Origin of the sequence: Skermania sp. ID1734 (assembly GCF_007489285.1) — a bacterium.
Taxonomy (GTDB): Bacteria; Actinomycetota; Actinomycetes; order Mycobacteriales; family Mycobacteriaceae; genus ID1734.
This window is the reverse complement of record NZ_VLIY01000003.1, coordinates 1-22,565: the sequence shown is the minus strand read 5'-3', so window position 1 is coordinate 22,565 and position 22,565 is coordinate 1. Positions and strand designations below refer to the sequence as shown.

24 protein-coding genes are annotated in these 22,565 nt (G+C 64.6%); 6 read left to right on the top strand and 18 right to left on the bottom strand.

Annotated features, from left to right (window positions below; all coding sequences use genetic code 11):
• Both hypD and FOS14_RS04060 read left to right on the top strand, forming a co-directional pair.
• Positions 1–1,143 carry a hydrogenase formation protein HypD gene (hypD, locus tag FOS14_RS04065; protein WP_143769004.1) on the top strand — a complete coding sequence of 381 codons (1,143 nt, stop codon included), beginning with the start codon at positions 1–3 and terminating at the stop codon, positions 1,141–1,143.
• A complete protein-coding gene (locus tag FOS14_RS04060; protein ID WP_143769003.1) occupies positions 1,144–1,887 on the top strand; it encodes a DUF6390 family protein in 744 nt (247 codons plus the stop codon). It abuts the gene before it with no gap.
• Positions 1,888–1,895: 8 nt separating this feature from the next.
• Here the strand turns inward: FOS14_RS04060 and FOS14_RS04055 are convergent, their stop codons facing one another.
• Positions 1,896–3,164, bottom strand: a complete 1,269-nt coding sequence (locus FOS14_RS04055) for an HNH endonuclease signature motif containing protein (RefSeq protein ID WP_143769002.1) — start codon at positions 3,162–3,164, stop codon at positions 1,896–1,898.
• Between the two features lie 133 nt (positions 3,165–3,297).
• Complete coding sequence (locus FOS14_RS25420; protein WP_370512174.1) at positions 3,298–3,438, bottom strand: SDR family oxidoreductase; 141 nt, start codon at positions 3,436–3,438, stop codon at positions 3,298–3,300.
• On the opposite strand from FOS14_RS25420, the gene FOS14_RS25130 reads away from it, so the two are divergent.
• Positions 3,394–3,717, top strand: a complete 324-nt coding sequence (locus FOS14_RS25130) for a hypothetical protein (protein WP_255450059.1) — start codon at positions 3,394–3,396, stop codon at positions 3,715–3,717. The genes FOS14_RS25420 and FOS14_RS25130 overlap by 45 nt on opposite strands.
• A 56-nt stretch (positions 3,718–3,773) precedes the next feature.
• Here FOS14_RS25130 and FOS14_RS04045 read toward each other — a convergent pair whose 3' ends face one another.
• The 8 genes from FOS14_RS04045 to FOS14_RS04010 are packed head-to-tail and all read right to left on the bottom strand — an operon-like array spanning position 3,774 to position 10,233.
• Positions 3,774–3,983, bottom strand: coding sequence for a hypothetical protein (locus tag FOS14_RS04045; RefSeq protein ID WP_143769001.1), 210 nt, complete (start codon positions 3,981–3,983; stop codon positions 3,774–3,776).
• 1 nt (position 3,984) lies between these two features.
• A complete protein-coding gene (locus FOS14_RS04040; RefSeq protein ID WP_221936656.1) occupies positions 3,985–4,623 on the bottom strand; it encodes a DUF5947 family protein in 639 nt (212 codons plus the stop codon).
• Positions 4,620–5,183: a NifU family protein gene (locus tag FOS14_RS04035; RefSeq protein ID WP_143769000.1), complete on the bottom strand. Its 564-nt coding sequence runs from the start codon at positions 5,181–5,183 to the stop codon at positions 4,620–4,622. The genes FOS14_RS04040 and FOS14_RS04035 overlap by 4 nt, the downstream gene beginning before the upstream one ends.
• Positions 5,176–6,972 (bottom strand): nickel-dependent hydrogenase large subunit, encoded by a 1,797-nt coding sequence (locus tag FOS14_RS04030; RefSeq protein WP_143768999.1) that lies wholly within the window; start codon positions 6,970–6,972, stop codon positions 5,176–5,178. The genes FOS14_RS04035 and FOS14_RS04030 overlap by 8 nt, the downstream gene beginning before the upstream one ends.
• A gap of 36 nt (positions 6,973–7,008) precedes the next feature.
• Positions 7,009–8,058: a hydrogenase expression protein HypE gene (locus FOS14_RS04025; RefSeq protein ID WP_143768998.1), complete on the bottom strand. Its 1,050-nt coding sequence runs from the start codon at positions 8,056–8,058 to the stop codon at positions 7,009–7,011.
• A gap of 31 nt (positions 8,059–8,089) precedes the next feature.
• Positions 8,090–8,635, bottom strand: coding sequence for a hemerythrin domain-containing protein (locus FOS14_RS04020; protein WP_143768997.1), 546 nt, complete (start codon positions 8,633–8,635; stop codon positions 8,090–8,092).
• A gap of 13 nt (positions 8,636–8,648) precedes the next feature.
• Positions 8,649–9,974: a hypothetical protein gene (locus FOS14_RS04015; RefSeq protein ID WP_143768996.1), complete on the bottom strand. Its 1,326-nt coding sequence runs from the start codon at positions 9,972–9,974 to the stop codon at positions 8,649–8,651.
• Positions 9,975–9,990: 16 nt separating this feature from the next.
• Entirely contained in the window at positions 9,991–10,233 is a 243-nt protein-coding gene (locus FOS14_RS04010) for a HypC/HybG/HupF family hydrogenase formation chaperone (RefSeq protein WP_143768995.1), read from the bottom strand.
• Between the two features lie 329 nt (positions 10,234–10,562).
• Here FOS14_RS04010 and FOS14_RS04005 point away from each other — a divergent pair, with 329 nt between their 5' ends.
• Both FOS14_RS04005 and FOS14_RS04000 read left to right on the top strand, forming a co-directional pair.
• Positions 10,563–11,675 carry a HoxN/HupN/NixA family nickel/cobalt transporter gene (locus FOS14_RS04005; protein ID WP_221936662.1) on the top strand — a complete coding sequence of 371 codons (1,113 nt, stop codon included), beginning with the start codon at positions 10,563–10,565 and terminating at the stop codon, positions 11,673–11,675.
• Between the two features lie 5 nt (positions 11,676–11,680).
• Complete coding sequence (locus tag FOS14_RS04000; protein ID WP_143768993.1) at positions 11,681–12,037, top strand: helix-turn-helix transcriptional regulator; 357 nt, start codon at positions 11,681–11,683, stop codon at positions 12,035–12,037.
• Positions 12,038–12,046: 9 nt separating this feature from the next.
• On the opposite strand, the gene FOS14_RS03995 is transcribed toward FOS14_RS04000, so the two are convergent.
• The 5 genes from FOS14_RS03995 to FOS14_RS03975 all read right to left on the bottom strand — a co-directional run bounded on the left by FOS14_RS03995 (position 12,047) and on the right by FOS14_RS03975 (position 17,524).
• Positions 12,047–13,924, bottom strand: coding sequence for a CheR family methyltransferase (locus tag FOS14_RS03995; RefSeq protein WP_255450058.1), 1,878 nt, complete (start codon positions 13,922–13,924; stop codon positions 12,047–12,049).
• A gap of 17 nt (positions 13,925–13,941) precedes the next feature.
• The gene (locus FOS14_RS03990; protein WP_143768992.1) at positions 13,942–14,694 is read right to left on the bottom strand and encodes an STAS domain-containing protein; all 753 of its coding nucleotides are present in this window, start codon (positions 14,692–14,694) and stop codon (positions 13,942–13,944) included.
• Entirely contained in the window at positions 14,691–15,698 is a 1,008-nt protein-coding gene (locus FOS14_RS03985) for a chemotaxis protein CheB (protein WP_143768991.1), read from the bottom strand. Before FOS14_RS03985 ends, FOS14_RS03990 begins: the two co-directional genes overlap by 4 nt.
• Before the next feature lie 151 nt (positions 15,699–15,849).
• Positions 15,850–16,311 carry a hypothetical protein gene (locus FOS14_RS03980; protein WP_143768990.1) on the bottom strand — a complete coding sequence of 154 codons (462 nt, stop codon included), beginning with the start codon at positions 16,309–16,311 and terminating at the stop codon, positions 15,850–15,852.
• Positions 16,312–16,618: 307 nt separating this feature from the next.
• Complete coding sequence (locus FOS14_RS03975; protein WP_143768989.1) at positions 16,619–17,524, bottom strand: alpha/beta fold hydrolase; 906 nt, start codon at positions 17,522–17,524, stop codon at positions 16,619–16,621.
• 54 nt (positions 17,525–17,578) lie between these two features.
• On the opposite strand from FOS14_RS03975, the gene FOS14_RS03970 reads away from it, so the two are divergent.
• On the top strand, positions 17,579–19,195 hold the full coding sequence (locus FOS14_RS03970; RefSeq protein ID WP_255450097.1) for a dihydroxyacetone kinase family protein: 1,617 nt from the start codon (positions 17,579–17,581) through the stop codon (positions 19,193–19,195).
• 72 nt (positions 19,196–19,267) lie between these two features.
• Here the strand turns inward: FOS14_RS03970 and FOS14_RS03965 are convergent, their stop codons facing one another.
• From FOS14_RS03965 to FOS14_RS03955, 3 genes are all read right to left on the bottom strand, one after another.
• Positions 19,268–20,749, bottom strand: a complete 1,482-nt coding sequence (locus tag FOS14_RS03965) for a threonine/serine exporter ThrE family protein (protein ID WP_221936655.1) — start codon at positions 20,747–20,749, stop codon at positions 19,268–19,270.
• 79 nt (positions 20,750–20,828) lie between these two features.
• Positions 20,829–22,262 carry a glyceraldehyde-3-phosphate dehydrogenase gene (locus tag FOS14_RS03960; protein WP_143768986.1) on the bottom strand — a complete coding sequence of 478 codons (1,434 nt, stop codon included), beginning with the start codon at positions 22,260–22,262 and terminating at the stop codon, positions 20,829–20,831.
• Positions 22,263–22,317: 55 nt separating this feature from the next.
• Positions 22,318–22,565: transposase (locus tag FOS14_RS03955; RefSeq protein WP_185981611.1), on the bottom strand; the 248-nt coding region annotated here is incomplete at its 5' end.

The window sequence follows — 22,565 nt, the reverse complement described above, 5'->3', positions numbered from 1 at the left end:
ATGAAGTTCGTCGACGAATTCCGCGACCCAGCGGCTGCTCGGGCGTTGGTGCGCTCGATCACCGAACTTGCCGGTGACGACGAGTTCAAGTTCATGGAGGTGTGCGGCGGCCACACCCACACCATCTACCGTCACGGCATCGAGCACCTGCTGCCGCCGAATGTGGAACTCGTGCACGGTCCGGGCTGCCCCGTGTGCGTCATTCCGATGGGGCGGGTGGACGACGCGATGTCGCTCGCTGATCGACCGGGCATCATCTTCACCACCTTCGGCGACATGATGCGGGTCCCCGGCTCCAACGGAAACCTGTTGGAGTCCAAGGCGCGCGGCGCGGATGTCCGATTCGTTTACTCCCCTCTCGACGCACTCAAGATCGCCGTCGACAATCCCGACAAAGACGTGGTGTTCTTTGCGGTCGGGTTCGAGACCACGGCACCATCGACCGCGGTGACATTGGTGCGCGCCAAACAACTCGGGGTTCGCAACTTCACCGTTTTCTGCAACCACGTCACGATCGTTCCGCCGATCCGGGCCATTCTCGAATCCCCCGACCTGCGACTGTCCGGTTTTCTTGGTCCAGGCCATGTTTCGACAGTCGTCGGTACACGGCCCTATCGATTTGTCCCGGCGGTGTACGGGAAGCCGTTGGTGGTGGCAGGTTTCGAGCCGCTCGATATCCTCGCCTCGGTGCACATGTTGCTGCAGCAAATCCGTGATGGTCGCTGCGAAGTGGAGAACCAGTACACCCGCGTGGTACGCAACGAGGGCAATATTCAGGCGCTCAAGTTGATGGCAGAGACCTTCGAATTGCGGCCGCACTTCGAGTGGCGCGGCCTCGGGTTCATCTCGCAGAGTGCGCTGAAAATCAGCGCCGCCTATGCCGACTTCGATGCCGAACAACGCTTTTCGATGCCTGGCGTGCGGGTCGCCGATCCCAAAGCGTGCCAATGTGGCGAGGTACTCAAGGGCGTCATCAAGCCTTGGGAATGCAAGGTGTTCGGGACCGCGTGCACGCCCGAGACACCGATCGGCACCTGCATGGTCTCGCCGGAGGGCGCGTGCGCCGCGTACTACAACTTCGGCAGGCTGCACCGTGAGACCGCCCTCCTTGTGGGCCGGCGCACGGAAAGCACCGTGGGCTGAATGGCATTCGGCCCAGGCCACCGGCTGTTTGCGCAATATGTGCATGCACCGAATGCGCTGGGGTACTGCGGTCCGGCCGAGGCCCACGCGTTGGCGGCCACAGCCTGCGGCAGGCGCTCGGCGGACCTGACCGACATTGCGCGAAAGTTCACCGGCGCCTGGCCGTATCAGCAACTGATTGCCGAACTTTCCGATGCGCCCGACCCACTCGGCGCAGACGTGGTACGCGCGTATTGGACCGGCAGCGAACTCACTGACCGCATCGATCGACAGCGCTTTGGCGAGGCCTTGCTTGGCCGCTTCGCGAGTCAGGCCGGCCACTACTGGAAGCATCTGACCCCCGCGCTGCTCGATGAGGCGGCGCCCACGCATGCGTTCCACGTGCTCGGCGTCTACCCCTGGTCGCGGTTGCTGAAGACCGGCATGCCACAGCCGCTCGAGGTTCTCGACTCCTGCCGGATCACCGACGGTGTTGTCGTCGACGTCAATGATGAACGCGCGCTTGTGCGCTCGCGGAGGCTGCGGTTCGAGGGGACCCTCGCGCTCGCTGCCGAGGAAGACCGGCCCCTCCGCTATCGTCTCGCCGAAGGGGCATTCGTTGCCGACCTTCGTCGCGGTGACCGTGTCGCCGTGCATTGGGATTTCATCTGCGACCGGTTGACTCGAGAACAGGCGAACTGCTTGCAGCACTGGACGAATTGGCAACTGGACCGCACGAATCGCCGCTTGGCCCGCGAACAGTAGCCGGGCGGTCACGCTGCCTCCCTGGGTATTCGTCTTCGATTGTGAGCCGGGATGGGTTTTCGGTCGGGGTCGAGGGTTTTCGGTGGGAGGAACCAGGGGTGGCCGTCGTCGCCGAGGAAAACCTGCCAGGTGCCGCGGTGGATCATGCGGTGATGTGCTCGGCAGAGGAGCACCATGTTGTCCAATGTTGTGGGGCCGCCTTCGGCCCAGTGTCGGATGTGGTGGGCGTCGGTCCAGTGCGGTGGGCGCCCGCAGCCGGGTACCGCGCAGCCGCCGTCGCGCACGATCAACGCTTTGCGGATGGCGGGGGTGACCAGGCGTTCGCTGCGCCCGACATCCAACGGCACCCGGTTGCCGTCGACCACGACCACGGTGACCTCGCAGTCACAGGCCAGCATCTGGGCGACCTGGCGTGACACCGACCCGGTCCAGGACAGGTGAAACGGCCACCGGGTGTCTTTCACGCGTCCGGCCTCGTCGACGAAGGTGGCCTTGCCGACCAGGTCGTGGGCCTCGGCGACCAGCGTCACCTGCGCCCGCCCCACCCCACCACCACCGCGACCACTCAACTGCGCGTCCAAGAGGTCGCTGAGGGCGTCGGCGCGGCGCTGCGACGCCGAGCGCGGGTCGGGTTCGGCGTCCGGTCCCGGGCGCGGCGCAGCGAGCGGTTCGAGGACCGAGCGCAGTTTTTCGAAGGTGAGTTTGTCCAGGTCGGCGCGCAGTTTGCCGCGCCCGTCACGGCCGGTGCCGTAGTCGAGGCGGTTGAGCTCGGGGTCCTCGGCGACCGGCTCCTGCTCCGGCGCGTGGCTCAACACCAGCTCGCGGCCGGTTTCGCGCACCGCCGCCGGAGTCCCGGCCAAAGCCATGTCGACCAATTGTTGTTCGGCCGCGGCCAGGTCCGCGGCCGGGCACGCCCGTTGCAGGGCGCTGATGGCCGCCACGATCGCCTCGGCGTGCGCCGCGGAAATCTCCCCGCGCTGTAGTGCCGCGGCCATGACCGGCAGCGCCTGCAGTGAGCGGGCCACCGCGACCTGTCGTTTCGCGGTCGCGGGATCCACCCGCCCGGAATCGGCCAGCCACGCCGCCGTCGACGTCGCCCCCAACTGCGCAGCCAACTCGGCGGCCTCGACCCGCGCCAGTAGGCGCGCCTGCACCCCGGCCAACACGTTCTGCGCCTGCGTCACCGAAGCCACCGCGCACACCAGATCCTGATCGGTCAGCTCATCGACCGCCAGCAGCATCCACTGCTGCAGCTGCTCGGGGTCGATGATCACCATGCATCGAACATACCTTCGACCACCGACACATTCACCCCTCACCAGCACCGCCGCGCGCAAAGTTGCTCAGCCGCGCGCGAATTCGCGCCGCCGCGCGCGAATTTGCTGAGGTACAACCGACCAGTGAATCTCGTCAGGCAAGGCCGCCATCGACCCGAATATTCCGGCCGGTGACCCACGCACTGTCCGGTCCGCCGAGCAGGGCTACGAGGTCAGCCACGTCCCTGGCTTGACCGATCCGCCCGAGCACGGTCATGCCGGCCGCGCTTTCCAGCGCTCCGGTTTCAGCACCGGCCGGTACGAGATCGGTATCAATTGGGCCGAGCGACACGCCCGCCGAGCAGGTCGCTCTCCCCTCGGCTTCCGTGCCGAGGCCGAACGCACACCGGATCTGGCGGCGGCCGTCAGCACACTCGCCGCCCGCTACACGACGGCCACCGGACAGCGGCGGGCGCTCAAGCGACCGTCGATCGCGCCGACCTCACATACGCTCAATCTTCATGTACCGCACCATCGCCGGATACTCCCGGCCGATCAGCGCGAGGAAACCTAGCCCGAGAATGGCCAGAACAATATTCCGCTTGTTCATCGAACCCTCCCTCGAATCGATCAGCCCGGTGGCAAATTCGGCATGTGCGGCAGTATCGGCCCGTGCCTCTTCGGGCTCACGCCGGTCGACCGCCGTGCATCGACCGTCCCGTCCTTCTTGTGCCCGATCTGCTTCTTGAACGATCCCGGCGCGTTACCCTCGCGGACACCCTTGGTGTGCGCCGAAATATCGACCTTCACCTGGGGCTTGCCCACCCGAATCTCGCCCATCTCACTCCTCTTTCTCAATTCCATTCTGCGACGTGCGGCGGCCTCGCAGACCGGCGAAGAACTCCTCGATCGCCGGCCACACCCGACTCCCACCCGACAGGCCACGCCATTCCTGCCGAATGACGGCCACCAGTCGGAAGCAATCGTCGATGGGCACGATCCATGCCTCATCGGCCGACCGCGCCGTGTTCAGCAACAGCGCCTGCACGCCGGGTTCCAGCTCACCCAACACTGGTTGCCGCTCGCACAGCGCCGCCCACACTTCAGAGTCCAGTTCCCACTGGGTCGCACCCATCGGACTCGGATAGTTTGCGACCACCGATCCATCCGGCTGAACGACAAAGAATGCCAAACCAACTGGCACCCCAAGCTCTTTCGGTGAAAGCGGCGGCAGCATGGTCCGACCCTCGGGAACGAGTCGGTAGTGCCCGCGGCCCGCCGCCTCCCGATTGAACAGCAGCGAGCAGGCCTGACACGCGCACAACAGACTGTTGTCCTGCAGGTCCAGCACGTGTCGGTGCCGAGCCATCAACCCCGCCCCGCACAGGTCACATCGCTCGAGCGCCGACCCTTCGACACGCGGCGACCGGGCGATGGCCCGTCGCAGGGCCGCCCCGGCCGCCTTCGTGGGTGCGTTCACGACCGCGCCCCCGCGGCCGAATGCGTTCGCACCTGCAACGATTCGAGCGGAACGAAAGTAGCGTCATGCCGGGCCGCCGCGACCACCTCGACCCCCGACAGCTCCGGCGCCACCGCCAGCACCCGGTCACGGACGGCATCGGCGACCCCGGCCGTGCTGGATCCGCAACCCTTGGCGGACAACGCAACCCGCGCCACACCCGCCTCCAACCCGACAAACTGCAGGTCACCCCCACCTTTGACGACGACGGGGCGCAACTGGTCGACCACCCGGGACACCCGCTGCTCGACCGGGTCGGGATGAATCCCATGCATCGCGAGCAGATGCCCCAACAGCTCGTCGGCGACAAAAGCCGCACGCACAGAATCCGATTCGAGCGCATAACCAACAGCGCGTGCGAGTGCCTCCCCGTAGATCTGCGCCAGTGACGACACCGCCTCCAGCGCGATCTCGCCCGCCGGTCCGGGTGTCTGCTCCAGCTGGGCCAACATGTCGTCCAGCTGCGAAAGCCGCTCGCGCACCGCGGCATCACGCAGGCGCGGCGGGCCCTCGTCAGCCATGATCGGCACCGAACATCGGCGAGTGCACCTTCTCAAGCGTCTTGCCGTTCCCCAGGTACATGTGCACACCGCAGGGCAGGCACGGGTCGAAACTGCGCACCGCACGCATGATGTCGACGCCCTTGAAGTTGTCCGGACCGTTCTCTTCGAAGATCGGCATGTCCTGCACGGCATCCTCGTACGGCCCTGGCGTGCCGTAGCTGTCGCGCGGGCTGCCGTTCCATGGCGTCGGTGGATACGGGTGGTAGTTGGCTATCTTGCCCTTCTGGATCACCAGGTGGTGCGACAGCACACCGCGCACCGCCTCGTGGAATCCGCAACCGATGGCCTCGTCGGGAACGTCGAAGTCCTGGAACACCTTCATGTCACCGGCGCGCATCCGCTCCATCGCCCGCTCCAGGAAGTACACCGCCATGGCCGCGGCATAGGCGACGAAGTAGACCCGGGCCCGGTCCCGTTCAATGGCATTGGACCACTGCGGAATATGCCATTCAACGGTCTGCTCGGGCAGTTCGGCGCTCTTCGGCAGGAAGATCTGCACGCTGTGTCCGGTGGACTTGACATACGGCGTGTCCACCAAACCGGCCAGCGCCGTGGAGTAGAAGCGCGCAAACGGGCCTCCGCCGGTGTCCAGCGCCAAATGCTCACCGGAATTCTTGTCGTACCAGCGTGGGCTCATCACCCAGCTGTACTTGTCACCGAAGTCGCGCTTCTGCGGATCCGGCAGTGTGGTCTGGTTCCACGGATGGCGGTGATCCACGGGGTTGCCCAGCGGGTCCCGCGTGACGAACGGCTCTTCGTTGACCCAGTCCTTGTAGTAGCTGCTGCCCAACAGGATTCGGATGCCGAGGTTGATGTCGACCAGATCCGTCGTCACCAACTTTCCGTCGACCACCACACCGGGCGTGACGTACATGGCCCGGCCCCACTTGGTCATGTTCTTGTAGTCGTAGTCGACGACATCGGGATCCTGGAAAGCGCCCCAACAGCCCAGCAGCACACGCCGGCGACCCACCTCTTCATACCCGGGCAACGCCTCGTAGAAGAAGTTGAAAACGTCGTCGTTCAGCGCCACCGACTTCTTGACGAAATCGAGGATGCGCATCAGCCGGCTGAGGTAGTCGGTGAACAACGTCGGTTCCGGCATCGTGCCCACCCCACCCGGATACACGGTGGACGGGTGCACGTGGCGGCCTTCCATGAGACAGAACATCTCCCGCGTGGTGCGCGAGACCTGCAACGCCTCCTTGTAGATCTGGCCTTCGAACGGGTTGAACGCCCGCATGATGTCGGCAATGGTGCGGAAGCCGTGCATCCCGGCGTGCGGGGCTTCGGTCTTTTCGGCGCGCGCCAGCACGCTCGGGTTGGTCTGCTTGACCATCGCTTCACAGAAGTCGATGAAGACCAGGTTGTCCTGGAAGATGGTGTGGTCGAACAGATATTCCGCCGCCTCTCCCAAGTTGATGATCCACTCGGCCATCACCGGATTCTTGATGCCATAGGCCATGTTCTGCGCGTACACCGAACAGGTCGTGTGGTTGTCACCGCAGATTCCGCAAATCCTGCTGGTGATAAATCCGGCGTCACGCGGATCCTTGCCCTTCATGAACACCGAATAGCCGCGGAACAGCGACGATGTGCTGTGGCATTCGGTGACAACCTGATTGGCGAAATCGATCTTCGTGTAGATGCCCAGGTTGCCGATGATGCGGGTGATCGGGTCCCAGGACATCTCCATGATTTGCGGAGTTTTGCTGGTGCCCGTCGCGGCGTCCTGCGTTGCCGTCATTTCGGTTCCTCTCTCAACGTATTGCGGCGCAGGCTGTTACGGACGCCAGCGCGGGTTGTAACCGGTGGTCAGCGCTTCTTCGTTGTGCCGCCACTTCGGTTCCTTGTTGGCGGTGTAGTTGGTAATGCCACGCATGCGGCGGATGAACGCGCCGTAGGGCTTGACGACCATCGACGACAGGCTGCCACCGGGCGGCATGTCCATGAACGGCATGAACTTGTCGGGGAAGCCCGGCATGGTGCACGCAATGCAGATACCGCCAACGTTCGGGCAGCCGCCGATACCGGCCATCCAGCCGCGCTTCGGCACATTGCAATTGACCACCGGGCCCCAGCAGCCGATCTTCACCTGGCACTTCGGCGAGTTGTAGTCCTTGCCGAAGTCGCCTTGCTCGTAATACCCGGCCCGGTCGCAGCCCTCGTGCACGGTCTTGCCGAAAAGCCATTGCGGCCGAAGCAGATTGTCCAACGGTGGTGGCGGTGCCGAGCCTGCCGCGTGGTAGAGGACCCAGGTCAGCGTTTCCATGAAGTTCTCCGGCTGCACCGGGCACCCAGGGATGTTCACGATCGGCAGCGCCCCTTGGGACTTGTAATCCCAGCCGAGGTAGTCGGCCAGCCCCATCGATCCGGTCGGGTTACCGGCCATGGCGTGAATGCCGCCGTAAGTCGCACACGTTCCCACCGCGACGACCGCCCAGGCATGTGGCGCAAGGTGATCGATCCACCAGTTCAGCGTGAGCGGTTCGCCCGTGTCCAAGTCGTTCCCAAACGACGTCCAGTACCCGTCGCCGTTAATGTTCTCGTTGGGAATCGAACCCTCGATCACCAGAATGAACGGTTTCAGCTCCCCCCGAGCTGCCGCGCGGAAGGGCTTGAGGTACTCCTCCCCGCCGAGCGTCGGCGAGAGCACCTTGTTGTACAGATTCACGGTGGGCAATCCGGGTATCAGGCCCGTCACCACGTCCTCGATGGCGGGCTGGCCGGCCGCGGTGATGGAGACCGTGTCCCCGTCGCAACTCATGCCCTCCGAGATCCAGAGAATGTTCATCTCGTCGAAGCCGTGCGGCCGCGGCTGCGTATGCGTCATCTCGCCTTTCCTTCCTATGCGTTGCGAGCGTTCATGTCCGCGGCCTGCCTTGGATCCGGTCGCGCACCCGGTCGTAGATCGCGAGCACCGGCGCGCCGAGGGCAAGACTCGGCGGCTCGTCCGGCGCGCCGGGGTGGGCGCGCGTCGGTGCCAGCTTCTTGGCGTCATCGAGCGCCTGTCCCAGTTCGTCGAGCGCCGACTGGTCCAGCGCCTCACTCAACTTCGGCAGCAGACTGCCCTCGTCACTGCGAATGTGTTGGCTCACCTCGGTTTCCAGCTCGCGCATCAGCCGATCGGTGCGCTCGTCGCCGGGCTCGAGGCCGTCCAACTCCACCAGGGTCTTCTTGACGTCCATGTGCTCGGCGAGGCGCTCGTTGACCGCCTGCTCGCCGTCGGGCAGTACGTCTTTGGCCAGCGGATAGACCATCAGTTCTTCCAGCGCCGCGTGCTTGGACAGCTCACGCACCATGATTTCGACGACGCCCCGGCGCTGAGAGTCACTGGCAGCCGACTGATAGTCGGCAAACAGTTGCTCGACCATGCGATGGTCGTGTTGCAACAATTCGATTGCATCCATCCGGACCTCCCCGTTAGATCTCTGGTTCACCGCCTGCGGACACCGGAACCACTTCCTCCGGCGTGAAGTAGTAGAAGCGCCCGTACCACTCGTGCAGGTCAGCGCCTGGGTCGTCATCGAGCGTCACCGCGAGGAAGCGGGTGCCGTCGACGTCGAGCTTCACCTCGGCCACGGTCGCGGTGCGGCCGGCCAGGAAAATGTCGTGTACGTCGGTCCCGTGCGTGCGCGGTTTCAACTGGACGCGAGCACCTTTGGCAACCGCGACACCGTTCACATAAACCGCTTCCGAGGCCGGGTCCACCCGCTGCAACGACCGCACCGCGCCGTGCAGACGCTCGAAAACGGCGCTGGGAATGCCGTCGACGCGGTCGATGATGGCGGCAGCCCGGGGATCAGTCGCGCGTGCCTCGGCCTTCTCGGCGTCGGTCAGCGTGAGGGTGCGCAGGGAAAGAATTTCGTCGATCTCGGTTGCGTCGAAAAGGTCGCCGGGACTTTCCGGGCTCACGGCGGGATGGTCATACAGCAGGATCGGCGAGGACAACACCGTGTCGGCGCGGCCGCGATCACCGGTAAGCACCGGGAAGGCGTGGATGTTTCGGCATGCCTTGGCCGCCGACGCCGCCCACTCGGGCGGGTCCAGCAACGACAGCATCCTCCCGCCTAACACGCCGATGAGAGCGTGGGTCGAGACCAGCGATCGCGCGAGCGCCCGCTGGCGAGGCAGGTCGGGATCGATCCCGACACAATCGTTCTCGATGACCACGCGGAGCAACCGCAACCGGAAGGGCGCCTCGGCGCGGTGCAACGACAGCCGCACGACGGCCGAAACCTTTTGTCGCGTTCGGACGATCCGCCCCGCAGCACCGATCGGCTCGAACTCTTCGCCCGCCGGTGCGGTGAGGATTTCCTCGTGCGGGCCGGCGCGCAACTGCGCCAGCGTGGCGACCACATCGAACTGCTGCGGAACCGCCTCGTCGAAGCTCAGGTAGCGCTGCTGTCCCGTGTCGATCTCATCGACGGGTGCAAAGCTGCCGTCGGTACCAGCCGCCTCGACCCGGCGCTGCTGCACCTGCAAGAAGCGCACCCGCACGTGGACGATTGCGTCGTCAGGCGCCTCGAACAGACACTCGGTTTGCTGATACCAGGTATCGGCCGACCCGGATACCGAACTGTCTGCGGCCGCTTCGGGCGAGAGCCAGTCCCGCGGCGCCAGAATGCCGAATTGCCAACGGACACGGTTCTTGCCGGAGGACTTGCGGTAGGGGTAGAGCAGGTAGCCCTCGTAGAGAACTGCATTCCCTACGTCCTGCGCGCCGGCGAACCCTGCCGGTTCGCTCATTGCACCACGCCGCCAGTCACGGGCGGCCTCCCTCCTGCGGGCCGATCTCGTGCAAGGTCGCCAACAGCGAGTGCGCTTCGGCGGCATCGATCGTGGAAAGGGCGAAACCGAGGTGTACGAGCACCCAGTCACCGACGTTCGGCGCGGCGTCGAGGAGTCCGACGTTGACCGACCGACGCTGGGTGCCGACCGAAACCTGGGCGAGCCCAGGTCTATCCGCGTCGATGGCCACAACCTCCCGCGGAACGGACAGGCACATCGGCGTTGCCTCCTCCCACCACGCCTCAGAGGATGGGCGAACCGAAGATCGCGATGGCCGTCAGATAACCGGAGCGAAGCTCGGCCGCATGCAACGGCGAGTACCCGGCCTCCGGGGCCTAAAACTCACCATACGACGGAAATGATCGACCCGATATAGGGCGAAACTGATTCGTAAGAAATGCGAACGGAGCACGACATTTCCTCCCGATTTGTCCGCTTCATTATCGCGAGAAAATGCTTCTTCAGTTGAACAGTTGTGCAGACGTACGATGGATTTACCAGCGTGCCGACGCGTCAACCTCGGGGGTTTGCAGCGTGAGCAGCCAAATGACAACACTGCGCAGACTCGCGGTTTCCTGGCACGGGCTCGACGGCGCACAGCGGCGCAGCCTCGCGGGAATGGCAACGACGGTCCTGGCCCTGCATCTGGCCGGCTGGATCGTGTTGCTGATGCTGGTGGTGCCCGGGAATTTTGCGATTCAGGGCGGCGTCTTCGGCGTCGGCCTCGGTGTCACGGCGTACACACTGGGCATGCGGCACGCGTTCGACGTCGACCACATCGCCGCGATCGACAACACCACCCGCAAATTGGTAGCCGAATCCAAAAAGCCTATGTCGGTAGGATTTTGGTTCTCTCTTGGCCATTCGACCATCGTCTTCGCGTTGGTCGCGTTGCTGGCCGCAGGGGTGCGCCAACTCGCCCGCAGCCTCGACGACAACTCCTCGGCGCTGCAGCGCTGGACCGGCCTGTTCGGCACGACCGTCTCCGGCAGCTTCCTCATCCTCATCGGCGTTGTGAACCTGGTGTCGCTGATCGGCATTTACCGGGTGCTCGCCACTCTGCGCCGGGGCGAATACGACGAGAGCCGCCTCGAACAAGCGCTCTCCGAACGGGGTGCGCTCAACCGCCTGCTCGGTCCGGTGGTCGCAATGGTGACCAAGCCGTGGCATATGTATCCGGTGGGCCTGCTCTTCGGAATGGGTTTCGACACGGTCACCGAGGTGAGCCTGCTGGTAATCGCCGGCGGTGCGGCCGTGACCGGCCTGCCGTGGTACTCGATTCTGGTATTGCCGATTCTTTTCAGCGCGGGAATGTCGCTTTTCGATTCACTCGACGGATCATTGATGAATTTTGCCTATGGATGGGCTTTCGCCCAGCCGGTGCGAAAGATTTACTACAACCTGATCATTACCGGCCTGTCCGTTGCGGTCGCCTTGTTGATCGGTGTTCAGGAAATCATTTCGATCGTCGCCAACAAGCTCGATATCACCGACGGAGTACTGGGCGCCGTCGGCGGGCTGGACCTGTCGGCAATGGGATTCATCATCGTCGGCCTGTTCATTACGACCTGGCTGGTGGCTGTCGCGCTCTGGAAGTACGCCGGCGTGGAACGGCGGTGGTCGGCCGAGCTGACGGCGAGCGACCTGGGCGGAGAATAGACACTATGTCCTCGCCGTCGGAGCCCGCACCGCTGAACCCGACCGATTCAGCGCTGGCGGCCGCGGCCTTGGAAATCCCCGGAATCAGTGCCTGGGCGGACCGCTTCGAGTTGCTGTCTGACGTCAATCGGTTGCGGCTGCTGCTGTGCTTGCACTACGCGCCGAGTATCAGTGTCACGGATTTGGCCGCGGCGCTGCACATGTCGACGTCGTCGGTGTCGCACGCTTTGCGACTGTTGCGGCATCAAGGCTGGGTGGCCGCGCAGCGCGACGGCAAAATCGTTCGATACCGACTCGCCGACAACACAGTTCACCAACTGTTGCACTCCATTGGGGCAACCCATCAACACTCACACGATTGACCAAAGCCCTCACTGACCGCTAGGGGTGCCTCCCGCCTCCATCAGCAGCAGTGCGCCTTTCACCCACCCGCTCCCTGTCTTGAACGGCGTGCACAGGACACGAATTTCGGTGTGCCGCCCACGCCGGTTGATGGCCGACAGCGTCACGCTGCCCTGGAAGGACGGGTCGACGAACGCATTGCCCAGCATTGGGCGAAGCTCGGTGAGCGGAAGGCCGATATCCAGCCGGCTCAACGAATTCCCCTCGGCCTCGTCGCTGCGGACGCCCCAGAGTTCTTCGCAGCCGCGGTTCCACACGACGACCCGCATTTCCCGGTCGATGACGACCAATCCCATGCGCACCGAATTGACGACCGAGTCGAGGAACTCCTTGGACTCGTCGAGTTCGATCGTGCGATCCCGCAGGGTGTCGTTGATCGTCTGAAGCTCATCGTTGGTCGACTGCAGCTCCTCGTTCATGGTCTCGAGTTCTTCGTTGGTCGACTGCAGCTCCTCGTTGGTGGTTTCGAGTTCCTCGACCGTGGATTGCAGTTCCTCGTTGGTCGTTTCGAGCTCCTCATTGGTGGACTGCAATTCCTCGTACGCCGACTCCAGCTGCCGATTGGTTTGCACCAACTTGTCCAGCAAGGACCGCGTCGCGCTCACGTCGAAAAACACGATCGAGACGCCGAGCAGGCCATTGTCGGCGGCTACCAGCGGGTTGACGTGAATTTCCAGCCAGGTCGATTCCGCACCGGGGCGCTGCCATTCGACGTCTTGAATGCGCGCATTACGACGCTCGACCTTGGCCTGCTCCAGATATGTGCGCAATTCGATGGGCCGGTAGGACACCTCGAGGTCACGCAGTAATCTGCCGATGTCTCGGGGCGACAGGCCGAAAAGCGTCTCCGCCTGTTGGTTGATCATCGCGACGGTGTCATCGCCGGTGATGACGATCTGCGGCACCGGGCTGGCGCGAAAGGCGAGTTCGCGCACGGGGTCAAGACCGGGAAGATCACCGAAACGCTCGGCCGGGTACTCCACCGGATCTGCAGGTTCCAATGGCGCGTGCGTCCCCATCGCCTTGCGGAAAATTCGGTGCTTCAGGTTCAGCGGAGTGAACCGCTGGCTGTGGCTCAGCAACATTTCCGCGTGACCGAGAAACAATGCGCCGTGCGCCGCGAGCGCAAAATGGAGCCGCCCGAGCACCCGTTTCTGCGTTTCAGCGTTGAAGTACATCAACGTGTTGCGGCACACCAGCAGGTCGATCCGGGAGATCGGTGCGTCCTGGACGAGGTCGTTGCGCCCGAAAATCACCGCTCGGCGCAGATCCTTTCGGAATACATACCGAACACCCTGCGCGTCGAAGTACTTGCTCAATAACTCCGCCGGCACCGATTCGACCGCAGCCGCGTCATAGGTGGCCTGCCGCGCCTCGCTGAGCGCATGCTCATCGACGTCGGTGGCATAGACCTTCACCCGCTGTCGAAACGCGTCGGTGCCCATCGCCTCGGCGAACAACATCGCCAGCGTGTACGCCTCCTGCCCGGACGCGCAACCGGCGCTCCAGACCCGGATCGGGTCGGTAGGGCTGCGCTGGGCAAGCAGCGCCGGGATTATCTCGTCGCGAATCACCTCCCAAGCATCGGGATCGCGAAAGAAGCTGGTGACGTTGATGAGGATCGTGTTGAACAGCGCCGCAAATTCGTCGGAATCGGCTTGTAGCAAGTCGAGGTATTCGGCGAACGTCTCGATGCGGAGGTGGTCCATGCGATGGCGGACACGCCGCATCAGCGATGTCCGCTTGTAGCCGGTGAAATCGAACCCGCGTGAGTCGCGCAAAAACCGCAGCAAGGACTCGAAGGCGTACTCCGGCTCCTCATGCCGCGTGAAGGTCTGCTTCGTCACATGCCGGACGATACTCGCTACAGACGGTTTTCCGGTCCGAGCACCGTCCACACCACCTTGCCGCCCAGCGCGTTCGGGCTCGCCCCCCAGCCGCGACACAGCGCCGCCAACAGCCCGTGGCCGGCGACCTGATCAGTACCATGCGGAGTTTCGTGCCGCGTGGGCAACGTCGGATCCAGATCGCTCACGGCAATCCACAGCAGGTCTCGCGCAGCCTCTAACCGCAGCGTAGGTGCCAGAGATTTGGCCAGCGTTTCCTCGACGAGGTGCGTGCCGACGACGGCAGCGATGTCGAGGTAGGACGTCATTCCCCAATTCGTCAGCGTCTCCGCCATGAACCGTCGCGCAATGGCGCTGCTCTGCGCTACGGGCTCCAACGCCATGGTGGCGCGCTGCCGCGTCTCCGGATCCCCGATTGCCTGCAACGCGGTAGTCAGTGTCGGTCGGCAGGGCACATAGCGAGAAATTCCATTGCGCTGCAATGTTTCCAAGATTCCGGTGTCATAGGCGAACACGACGAGCGGCACCCCGGGCCACTGCGCGAGCTGCCAGCGGGCGCTGGTCAGCACCGACCACGCCGACCCAGTGGGCACGTCGAGCCGATCCGCTTCGACCAGCACTGCACGCGGTTGGTCGACACCGACTTTCAACAGGGAATCGCGCAGTTGCAGATAGGTTTGCGAATCGAGCCGTCCCTCCGGCCGCACAATCACGACCGATTCGTCGACGACTTCGCGCCAGAATCGCAACTTCGGCGTTAAACCGCTCATTCAGACACCGCTTCGGGTGGACGTTCGTGCACTTGCGAGAGGTGGTCGCGCAGGACTTGCGCGGCGTGACGCGCCTCCTTCGCCGACGCCGCATACCGCTGTCCCAATGCTCCCGCCGCGCCGGCGCGGTCGGCCAGCGTTTCCGACAGCTTCGCCTTCTCGTCGAGGCTGCGCAGCGCGACCCACAGCGCGCTTTCCACCTCGACGTCCTGTGCTTTCAGCAATGCCTCCGCTGTCCAGCCATGCCCGATGCGACAACGAAAGCTACCGCGGCTCAACGTCATCAATGTTCCACCGCAGTCGGGACAACTGAAGCCGGCCGGCTGACCGACCTTGTCGGCATCGAAATCGACGGCAAACTTCGCTCCGCGGGCGATTCTGTTCTCCAGTTCCAAGTTGGCGTCGGGCTGAGCTTGGCGTTGGCCGACCTGCTCCGCGGCCAGCTTGCTCAGCGCAGCGCCGAGTTCGGGGAGCGGAATCACATGATCGACGACGCCGGCGTGAATCGCGTTGGTCGGCATCGCCGGAAAAATGCAGTCGGCCGGATCCTGCACTGCGGTCACCCCGCCTTGCGACCGAATCGCCGCCAGTCCGGCAACGCCGTCGTCAAGCACTCCGGACAGCAGCAGCCCGATCGCGGCCGGACCATAGTCGAGCGCAACCGATCGAAACAGCGCATTGATCGACGGTCGGTGACCGCTCTCGGTCGGTCCATCGGTCAAGTACGCGGTGCGATCATCGATGATCAGATGCCGGTCCGTTGAAGCAACGTAGATGACGCCCGGTTCTATCGGCTCGCCGTTCTCGGCGGGACGCGCGCGCAAGGCACCGGCGCGATCCAGGATCCCAGCCAACGCACTCTTGGCGCCGCCCGAGAAATGAAGGACAACAACTACAGCTACCGGAAAATCGCGCGGCAGCATTCCCGCCATCGAGATCAGCGCCTGAACGCCCCCCGCCGAGGCTCCGACCGCGACGATTTCGCGCTTAGTGTCGAGCGTCATCGTTGCTGGTCACCTCCGCTTCTCCTCCGACGGTACTCGTTAGTCGCGGTGATAAACAGCAGAGCAACAATGAAGTTCCGGCCGGTGCGCATGCACGCGCGGATACCCTCGATCGGGCTTTTCGAACGTGCGAGCGGTGGTGATTTGCGACTCAGCGACGCCGGCGCAGCGGATTGAAAGCACCCTTGCGCTTGTCTGCTGGAGGTTGTTGTTCGTCGGCTGTCGGCCGATTCGGCGGGACCGACCGAATTGCACGCGGGTCTGCTTGCACGGGCCGCGCAGGGGTGCTCGGTGCTGCCGGGGCGGGACCTGGACGAGCCTGATCGATGAGTTGCTTGAACTGCGCGGTGCTCGGGGTCGGCGCGCCGCGGCCGACGCCGAAGACGTTGCGCAGACCGGCCTCCACCTGTTCAGCGCGATCGGCGACTCGCGGGTCGCTGATTCCCACGCCCTGTTCGGAGAGCAGGTAGTCGATGTGGCGGACCACCGCAGCGGACACCATCGAATCGAGCTTCGCCGTGTCGACGACGACACGACGCACGCCGACCAGGAACGCTGCCGAATCCAGCCCGTCGCGCTCGACTTGGAAAACCGTCGATCCTTGCGCGTTCACCGCCACCGCCTTTCAAATCTTCTCCAGGCTACCCGTGATCGGCCTCGGGTCCAGGTGTTCATTTCTGTGCGCACCGCATGAAAACCGTTGCCACAGCTCACACCGCGGCCCGTAGGTGACCCGAGCAACACGGCGGCAATGCGTCTGTGCAGGACTGGTTACCGGTGCCTAGCCGAGACAGCTAGGTGCACTGTGACGGGTGCGACAGACAATTCGTGGCCTGGCGTACCCATCCGGTTGCGGTTGCGCGGCGAATACCGATATGAGACCGGCGTCGTGCCCCCGACCGCGGCGCCGGTCGCCCTACTCACCGGGTCGACACGCTCAATACGTGGTCAATGGCCGTGAGCGTGGCAGCCCGGAAAACCGCGGGATCGGTCAGGAACACGTCGTGGTCGCGGTCGATTTCGATGGCCTTTGCGTTGAGTCGTGTCGCCAGTTCGCGTTGATCGGGCGACGGAACCGCCCGGTCGCGAGCCGTGATCACCACCGCCGCGGGAATCGAGTTGATCTCCTCGACGTGCGGACGGAAGTCGAAGTCGTACTCGGCCAGGATGACGTCGAGAATGGTGACCGGATCGCATTGCACCAGTTCTCCGCGCAGCCACGGCCAGAGCGCCGCAGTGTTCGGATTCTTCCGTCGCGCATGGTTGAAGTAGCGCAGCGGCAACGTGCGTCCGACTCGGCGGTGCCGTTTGGCCAGCGGTCGTAACAGCCGATAGATGGGCCGCGCGATTTTGTCCGTTGGGCTGTCGAACGCCAACGCCGTTGCTTCGAAGACAAGCCCCGCGACGCGCGACGGGTATCGCCGTGCGAATTCGAGACCGATGGGCCCACCGAGCGAATAGCCACAGACGACGACCCGATCGATACCAAGGCTGTCCAGGATGGCCGCCGCGTCGTCGGCGCAGTCCGCAAGGGCGAACCGCTTGTTACGCAACGCAATTCCACGCCCGTGTCCGCGGACGTCGGCGGCGAGCACGCCGTGCCGAGCGGCGATCTCGTTGATGACGTGGCAAAAGTTGACATCGGCAGTCAGTGCCCAGCCGTGCAGCAGCAGGACCGGCACCTTGCCTGGGACGAAGCGGACCGTCGTCTCCCCTGATTCGAGTGCGAGCGTCCGCGGTGGTGGCAGTGGCGGCGCACCGGCGGTGCGGTCGGGTGGACCGACCGGGCGCAGGAAGGAGGTGGCGCGGCTCAGGTCGGCGAACATCCTCTCAAGCTAGCCATGAATGCTTACGGTTGGGCGGTGCGCAACTCATACTTCATGAACGCGGCCGAGGAGTTCCTCGCCGATTCCCTGCGCGGATTCGTCGCGGCGCATCCGGGGATCACCTGGCATCGCGACCCTGGGTTCCTCGCGCGCGCCACCCCAAAAACCGCCGGTCAGGTGGCGATTGTTTCCGGTGGCGGGTCGGGCCATGAGCCGATGCATGCGGGGCTGATCGGCGCCGGCATGCTCGACGCGGCCTGTCCCGGCCTGATCTTCACCTCCCCTAACGCGTTGCAGATCGCCGCCGCGACCAGGCACATCGACGCGGGCGCGGGCGTTTTGCACATCGTCAAGAACTACACCGGCGATGTCATGAATTTCCGGATCGCGCGCAGCATCGTCGCTGACGACGGCATCGACACCGACGTTGTCCTCGTCGATGATGACGTGGCCACAGAATCGGACTCCGATGCCCCCGGTCGTCGGGGAACCGCGGCCACCATTGTCGTCGAAAAGATCTGCGGTGCAGCGGCTGTGGACGGCGCATCGCTCGCCGACGTGTGCGCGCTGGGCCGCCGGGTGGCCGCAAATGCCCGCAGCATGTCGGTGGCGTTGGCGCCCTGCGCCGTGCCCGGGTCGACGGTGCCGTCCTTCGACCTCGGCGACGACGAGATGGAACTCGGCATCGGCATTCACGGCGAACGCGGGACCAGTCGATTGCCCATCGCCACCGCTGACCAGATCGTCGGGACCCTCCTCGAGCGCATCACCGGCTCCCTCGGCCTCACGCCCGGTGACGAGGTGATCGCCGTGGTCAACGGTCTCGGCGCGACCCACTCGCTGGAGCTCAACCTCCTGTTCGGCAACGTGCTCGCGGGTTGTCGCAACCGGGGACTGCGCGTGGTGCGCACGCTGGTCGGCACCATGGTGACCGCGCTGGACATGCGTGGGGCATCGGTCACGCTCGTCCGATCGGACGCGGAAATGGTGCGCCTGTGGGACGCGCCGACCGACGCACCGGCCTGGCCGCGACTAACCAGCGCCGAGCCGGCCGCGTTGATCGACACGTCGTTTGCGCCACCGGATGACGCCGCCGATTCGGGGACCGAATGCGGCTGGCTGAGCGCATTCGTGTCCCGAGTCCAAGGCAATGTCGATGAGCTCGCCGCGCTGGACCGCCAGGCCGGCGATGGCGACTTCGGCGCGAACATGATGGCCGCGCTGAGCCATTTCACGATGCCGATGCGCGGTCCCGATCACGAGGTGCTCGACGCACTGTCGCGGTCGTATTTCGTTCGAGCGGGCGGCACTTCGGGAGCCGTGTTCGGAACAATGTTTCGTGCCTTCGCAAAATCCTTTGCCGCAGCGGAGGATTTCGCTACGGCGTTGGCAACCGGAACGAGCCAGGCCCTTTCCGAGATCGTCGCGCTCGGTGGGGCGCGGGTGGGCGACAACACAGTTGTCGATGCGCTGCATCCCGCGAACGAAGCGTTGCGGGCCGGCGACGGGTTGGCGGACGTGGCTGCCGCGGCCGAGGCTGGCGCCGAGTCGACGCGCCAGTTGGTCGCCCACAAAGGGCGCGCGAGCTACGTCGGCGAAGCCGGCCGCGGCGTCATCGACCCGGGGGCACTGGTGGTGGCGTGGTTCTATGCCGCGGCGGCGCAAAGGTGACGGCCGAGCGAGCATCGCAGCGCGGAACGCGCAAGGAGCGGAACGAAGGCCAGAACCGACAGTCGGCGCAACCTAGCTTTCGTTCTCGGTGGCGGGTTCCGGGCGCAGCGGCCCCGCCATCCGCGGGCCGGCCAACTTGCGTTCCAACCCGCGCAGGCCGATGCGGAACGGCTGCGCCAAATACTCACCCAACACGACACCCGCCGCGAGGGCGATGCTGATGCCCGCCGCGGTGACCAGCGTCGCCGCGTTGCCGCCTGGCTCCACGCCGAGTTCGTACATTCCGCGGTACGTCAATAGACCCGGGACCATCGGCGTGATTCCGGAAACAGCGGTGACCAGTGGAGTGATCCGAAGGCGCCGAGAGATCAGGCCACCGGCGATACCGACGAGGAGCGCGGCCACCGCGGCCGACCCGACCGCGCCCAATTCGGTCAGAGCCAGTGCGCCATAAACTGTTCCACCGAGCCCACCGGCAATCGCCGCGACGGCCGCGGCCCGTCCTCGCGAATACGAGGCGAGCGCGAAGCACCCCGCGGCGCCGACGCTGCCGAACATCATCAATGGGAGTTGCTGCCCCGTCGTCACCGTTATCTCAGGCAGCGGCGCTCGTGGAAATCCCAGTGCGAGACTAATTTTCAGGGCGATCAGCACGCCGGTGATAAGACCGACGCTCATCATGACGATTTCCATGGTCCGACCCGCAGCGGTCACGTTGTATCCGGTGATGGCGTCCTGTACCGCCGAGACCGTCGCCAGCCCGGACAACAGAACCGTCAACGCCGCGGCGACGAGCAGGGTGGGCTGCGCGCGGCTCATGATGCCGGTGCTGGCTATCGCGGTTGCCGCAAAGGTTGCGACCGCCCCACCCGCGACCTGCTGAAAGAATTGTGGGAGTGCGACTTTGCTCAGCAGCCAGACCATCCGGTCGACCACAATGGTGATGGCCACGGCCGAGAGTGCGATGTCGATTCCGCCGCCGAGAATGACGGTGATGAATCCGGCCATCCCACCCCACGCGGCGACGGCCACCCACTTCGGGTACGGATGCGGCGCTCGCGAGATCCGACGGACCTCTTCCTGCGCAGCCCTGGCATCGATGCGTCCGCAGACGATCTCGTTGACCAGGTTTTCGGTTTCGGTCAGCCGGCTGTAGTCATTGCTGCGTGAGCGGACCACCCGAACTGTCGTCACCGGCGCCATCATCGAACCGCGATGACAGGTAACCGTGATCGAGGTGAGGATCACGTCGACCTGGCAGGTGGTGAGACCGAGCGCACGGGTTACGGCAAGGATCGTCGCCGTGACGTCGGACGCGCCGGCGCCGCTGTACATCTGAATTTCGCCGATGCGCAGCGCCAGGTCCAGGACCAGGTTCACCGTGGCGTCGTCGGGAAGCTGCGGTTCCGGGTCTGTCGATGCTGCAGCCTGCCGCCGACGCAACGAGCGCAGCGCCGGTCGGGCGTGCACCAGGTGGCTTTGTCGATGCTTGCGGAACCGTTCGCGCGTGTCGCGCAGTCGGGAACTCGATGTCGGAGCGGTCAACCATTCCACTCGTCTCACCGTACCGAGCGGTGGTCGGTGGGCTCTGCGGCGGTGGTCAGGTTGCGGCTGTCGGCTTCGGTACGAAGCGTTAGCCCAGCGCGGCCGCCTTCAGTGGTGCCGGCATCGAGGTATCGGAGCTCGAATCGACCCTCGGATAGGTCGGATACTCGATTCCCGAAATGAACTGCACCGTCCGAACGACCTGGCACGAGTAGCCAAACTCGTTGTCGTACCAGAGATAAAGGATCGCCGTGTCGCCGTCGACGATCGCGGAGTTGGCGTCGACGACCGAGGCCGCCCGGGACCCGATGAAGTCGCTCGACACGGCATCGGTCGCGGCGGTGTAGTCGAGGTTGCGGCTCAATGGGCCGGCGAGGGACACCGAGCGCAAGTGGTTCAGCACCTCCTCGCGCGTAGCTTCGCGTCGGAGTTGAAGATTCAGAATGGCGATCGACACATCTGGGGTGGGCACCCGGACCGAATTGCCGGTGATCTTGGCCTTCAGCTCGGGAAGCGCCTTGGCCACCGCAGACGCCGCGCCGGTCTCGGTGATGACCATGTTGAACGGGGCCGATCGACCGCGCCGGTCGGCGCGGTGGAAGTTGTCGAGCAGATTCTGGTCGTTGGTGAACGAGTGCACCGTCTCGACATGCCCACGGACGATGCCGAACTCGTCGTCCATGGCTTTCAGCGGCGGCACGATTGCATTCGTAGTACACGACGCACACGAGAGGATCCGCTCGGCCGGGTCGATGCTGCGATGGTTGACCCCATGCACAATGTTGGGCAGGTCACCCTTGCCGGGAGCGGTGAGGACAACCTTGTCGATGCCCGGCCGAAGGTGCGCTGACAGCCCGGACCGATCACGCCACTTGCCGGTGTTGTCGATCAATATGGCGTCGTTGATGCCGTAGGCGGTGTAGTCGACGGTCGTCGGGTCGTCGCTGTAGATGAATCGGATGGCGTTACCGTTGGCGACGATCATGCTGTTCGCCTCGTCGACGAGGATGGTGCCGTCGAAGTGACCGTGTACCGAGTCTCGGCGCAACAGCGACGCCCGCTTGGCCAGGTCGCCCTCGCCGCTGCGTCGCACGACGACCGCTCGTAGCCGTAGGCCGTTTCCGGAGCCGGCCTTCTCGATTAGCAGCCGCGTCACCAGCCGGCCGATGCGGCCGAAGCCGTACAGAACCACGTCACGCGGGCCCTTTGGTTCGATTTTGTTCTCGCCGGTGATCTCGGTCAGTGCGTGGGCGGTGAACTCGGGAATCGACAGACCGCGATCATCAGCCTCGTAAGCCAGGTGCAGCAGGCCGAGGTCCACCTTGGCTGGTCCCAGGTCCAAATCGGCGAGCGCCGTCAAGAACGGAAAAGTGTCGGTGACAGACAGTTCCTCGCCCTCGATCTGGCGCGCGAAGCGATGCGTGCGCAGGATGCTGATCACCGACTTGTTCACCAAGGACCGGCTGTGCAGCAGGATCGTCACTCCCTTGCTGCGGTGCAGTCTGCCGATTATCGGGATCATTGCCTGGTCAAGCCCCTAGAAGTGGTGTAACTGAATTGTGATCCTTCGTTGGTGATCAGGCGGGTAGTTGCATCAGTGCATCAGTGGTCACCTCCGTCTGCGAGCTGGTGTCGGTGTCGGTGGTCAGGGTGAGTCGGCAGCGGCCCAGGACTTCGAGTCCGAGGTATCGGCGTCCTTCGGCCCATTCGTCGGTCTGCTCGGCAAGGACGGCGCCGATGAGGCGGACGATGGCATCTCGGTTGGGGAAGATGCCCACGACGTCGGTGCGGCGGCGGATCTCTCGGTTGAGCCGCTCGGTGGGGT

Bases quoted from the DNA above. Each gene is read 5' to 3' on its own strand.
- FOS14_RS03970 (WP_255450097.1), top strand. From the start codon at position 17,579: ATGAACGCGGCCGAGGAGTTCCTCGCCGATTCCCTGCGCGGATTCGTC.
- hypD (WP_143769004.1), top strand. From the start codon at position 1: ATGAAGTTCGTCGACGAATTCCGCGACCCAGCGGCTGCTCGGGCGTTG.
- FOS14_RS04000 (WP_143768993.1), top strand. From the start codon at position 11,681: ATGTCCTCGCCGTCGGAGCCCGCACCGCTGAACCCGACCGATTCAGCG.
- FOS14_RS03975 (WP_143768989.1), bottom strand. From the start codon at position 17,524: ATGTTCGCCGACCTGAGCCGCGCCACCTCCTTCCTGCGCCCGGTCGGT.
- FOS14_RS04025 (WP_143768998.1), bottom strand. From the start codon at position 8,058: ATGACGCATACGCAGCCGCGGCCGCACGGCTTCGACGAGATGAACATT.
- FOS14_RS04030 (WP_143768999.1), bottom strand. From the start codon at position 6,972: ATGACGGCAACGCAGGACGCCGCGACGGGCACCAGCAAAACTCCGCAA.
- FOS14_RS04010 (WP_143768995.1), bottom strand. From the start codon at position 10,233: ATGTGCCTGTCCGTTCCGCGGGAGGTTGTGGCCATCGACGCGGATAGA.
- FOS14_RS04005 (WP_221936662.1), top strand. From the start codon at position 10,563: ATGACAACACTGCGCAGACTCGCGGTTTCCTGGCACGGGCTCGACGGC.
- FOS14_RS03960 (WP_143768986.1), bottom strand. From the start codon at position 22,262: ATGATCCCGATAATCGGCAGACTGCACCGCAGCAAGGGAGTGACGATC.
- FOS14_RS03985 (WP_143768991.1), bottom strand. From the start codon at position 15,698: ATGACGCTCGACACTAAGCGCGAAATCGTCGCGGTCGGAGCCTCGGCG.
- FOS14_RS04055 (WP_143769002.1), bottom strand. From the start codon at position 3,164: ATGGTGATCATCGACCCCGAGCAGCTGCAGCAGTGGATGCTGCTGGCG.
- FOS14_RS04060 (WP_143769003.1), top strand. From the start codon at position 1,144: ATGGCATTCGGCCCAGGCCACCGGCTGTTTGCGCAATATGTGCATGCA.
- FOS14_RS04015 (WP_143768996.1), bottom strand. From the start codon at position 9,974: ATGAGCGAACCGGCAGGGTTCGCCGGCGCGCAGGACGTAGGGAATGCA.
- FOS14_RS04045 (WP_143769001.1), bottom strand. From the start codon at position 3,983: ATGGGCGAGATTCGGGTGGGCAAGCCCCAGGTGAAGGTCGATATTTCG.
- FOS14_RS03990 (WP_143768992.1), bottom strand. From the start codon at position 14,694: ATGAGCGGTTTAACGCCGAAGTTGCGATTCTGGCGCGAAGTCGTCGAC.
- FOS14_RS04035 (WP_143769000.1), bottom strand. From the start codon at position 5,183: ATGGCTGACGAGGGCCCGCCGCGCCTGCGTGATGCCGCGGTGCGCGAG.
- FOS14_RS04020 (WP_143768997.1), bottom strand. From the start codon at position 8,635: ATGGATGCAATCGAATTGTTGCAACACGACCATCGCATGGTCGAGCAA.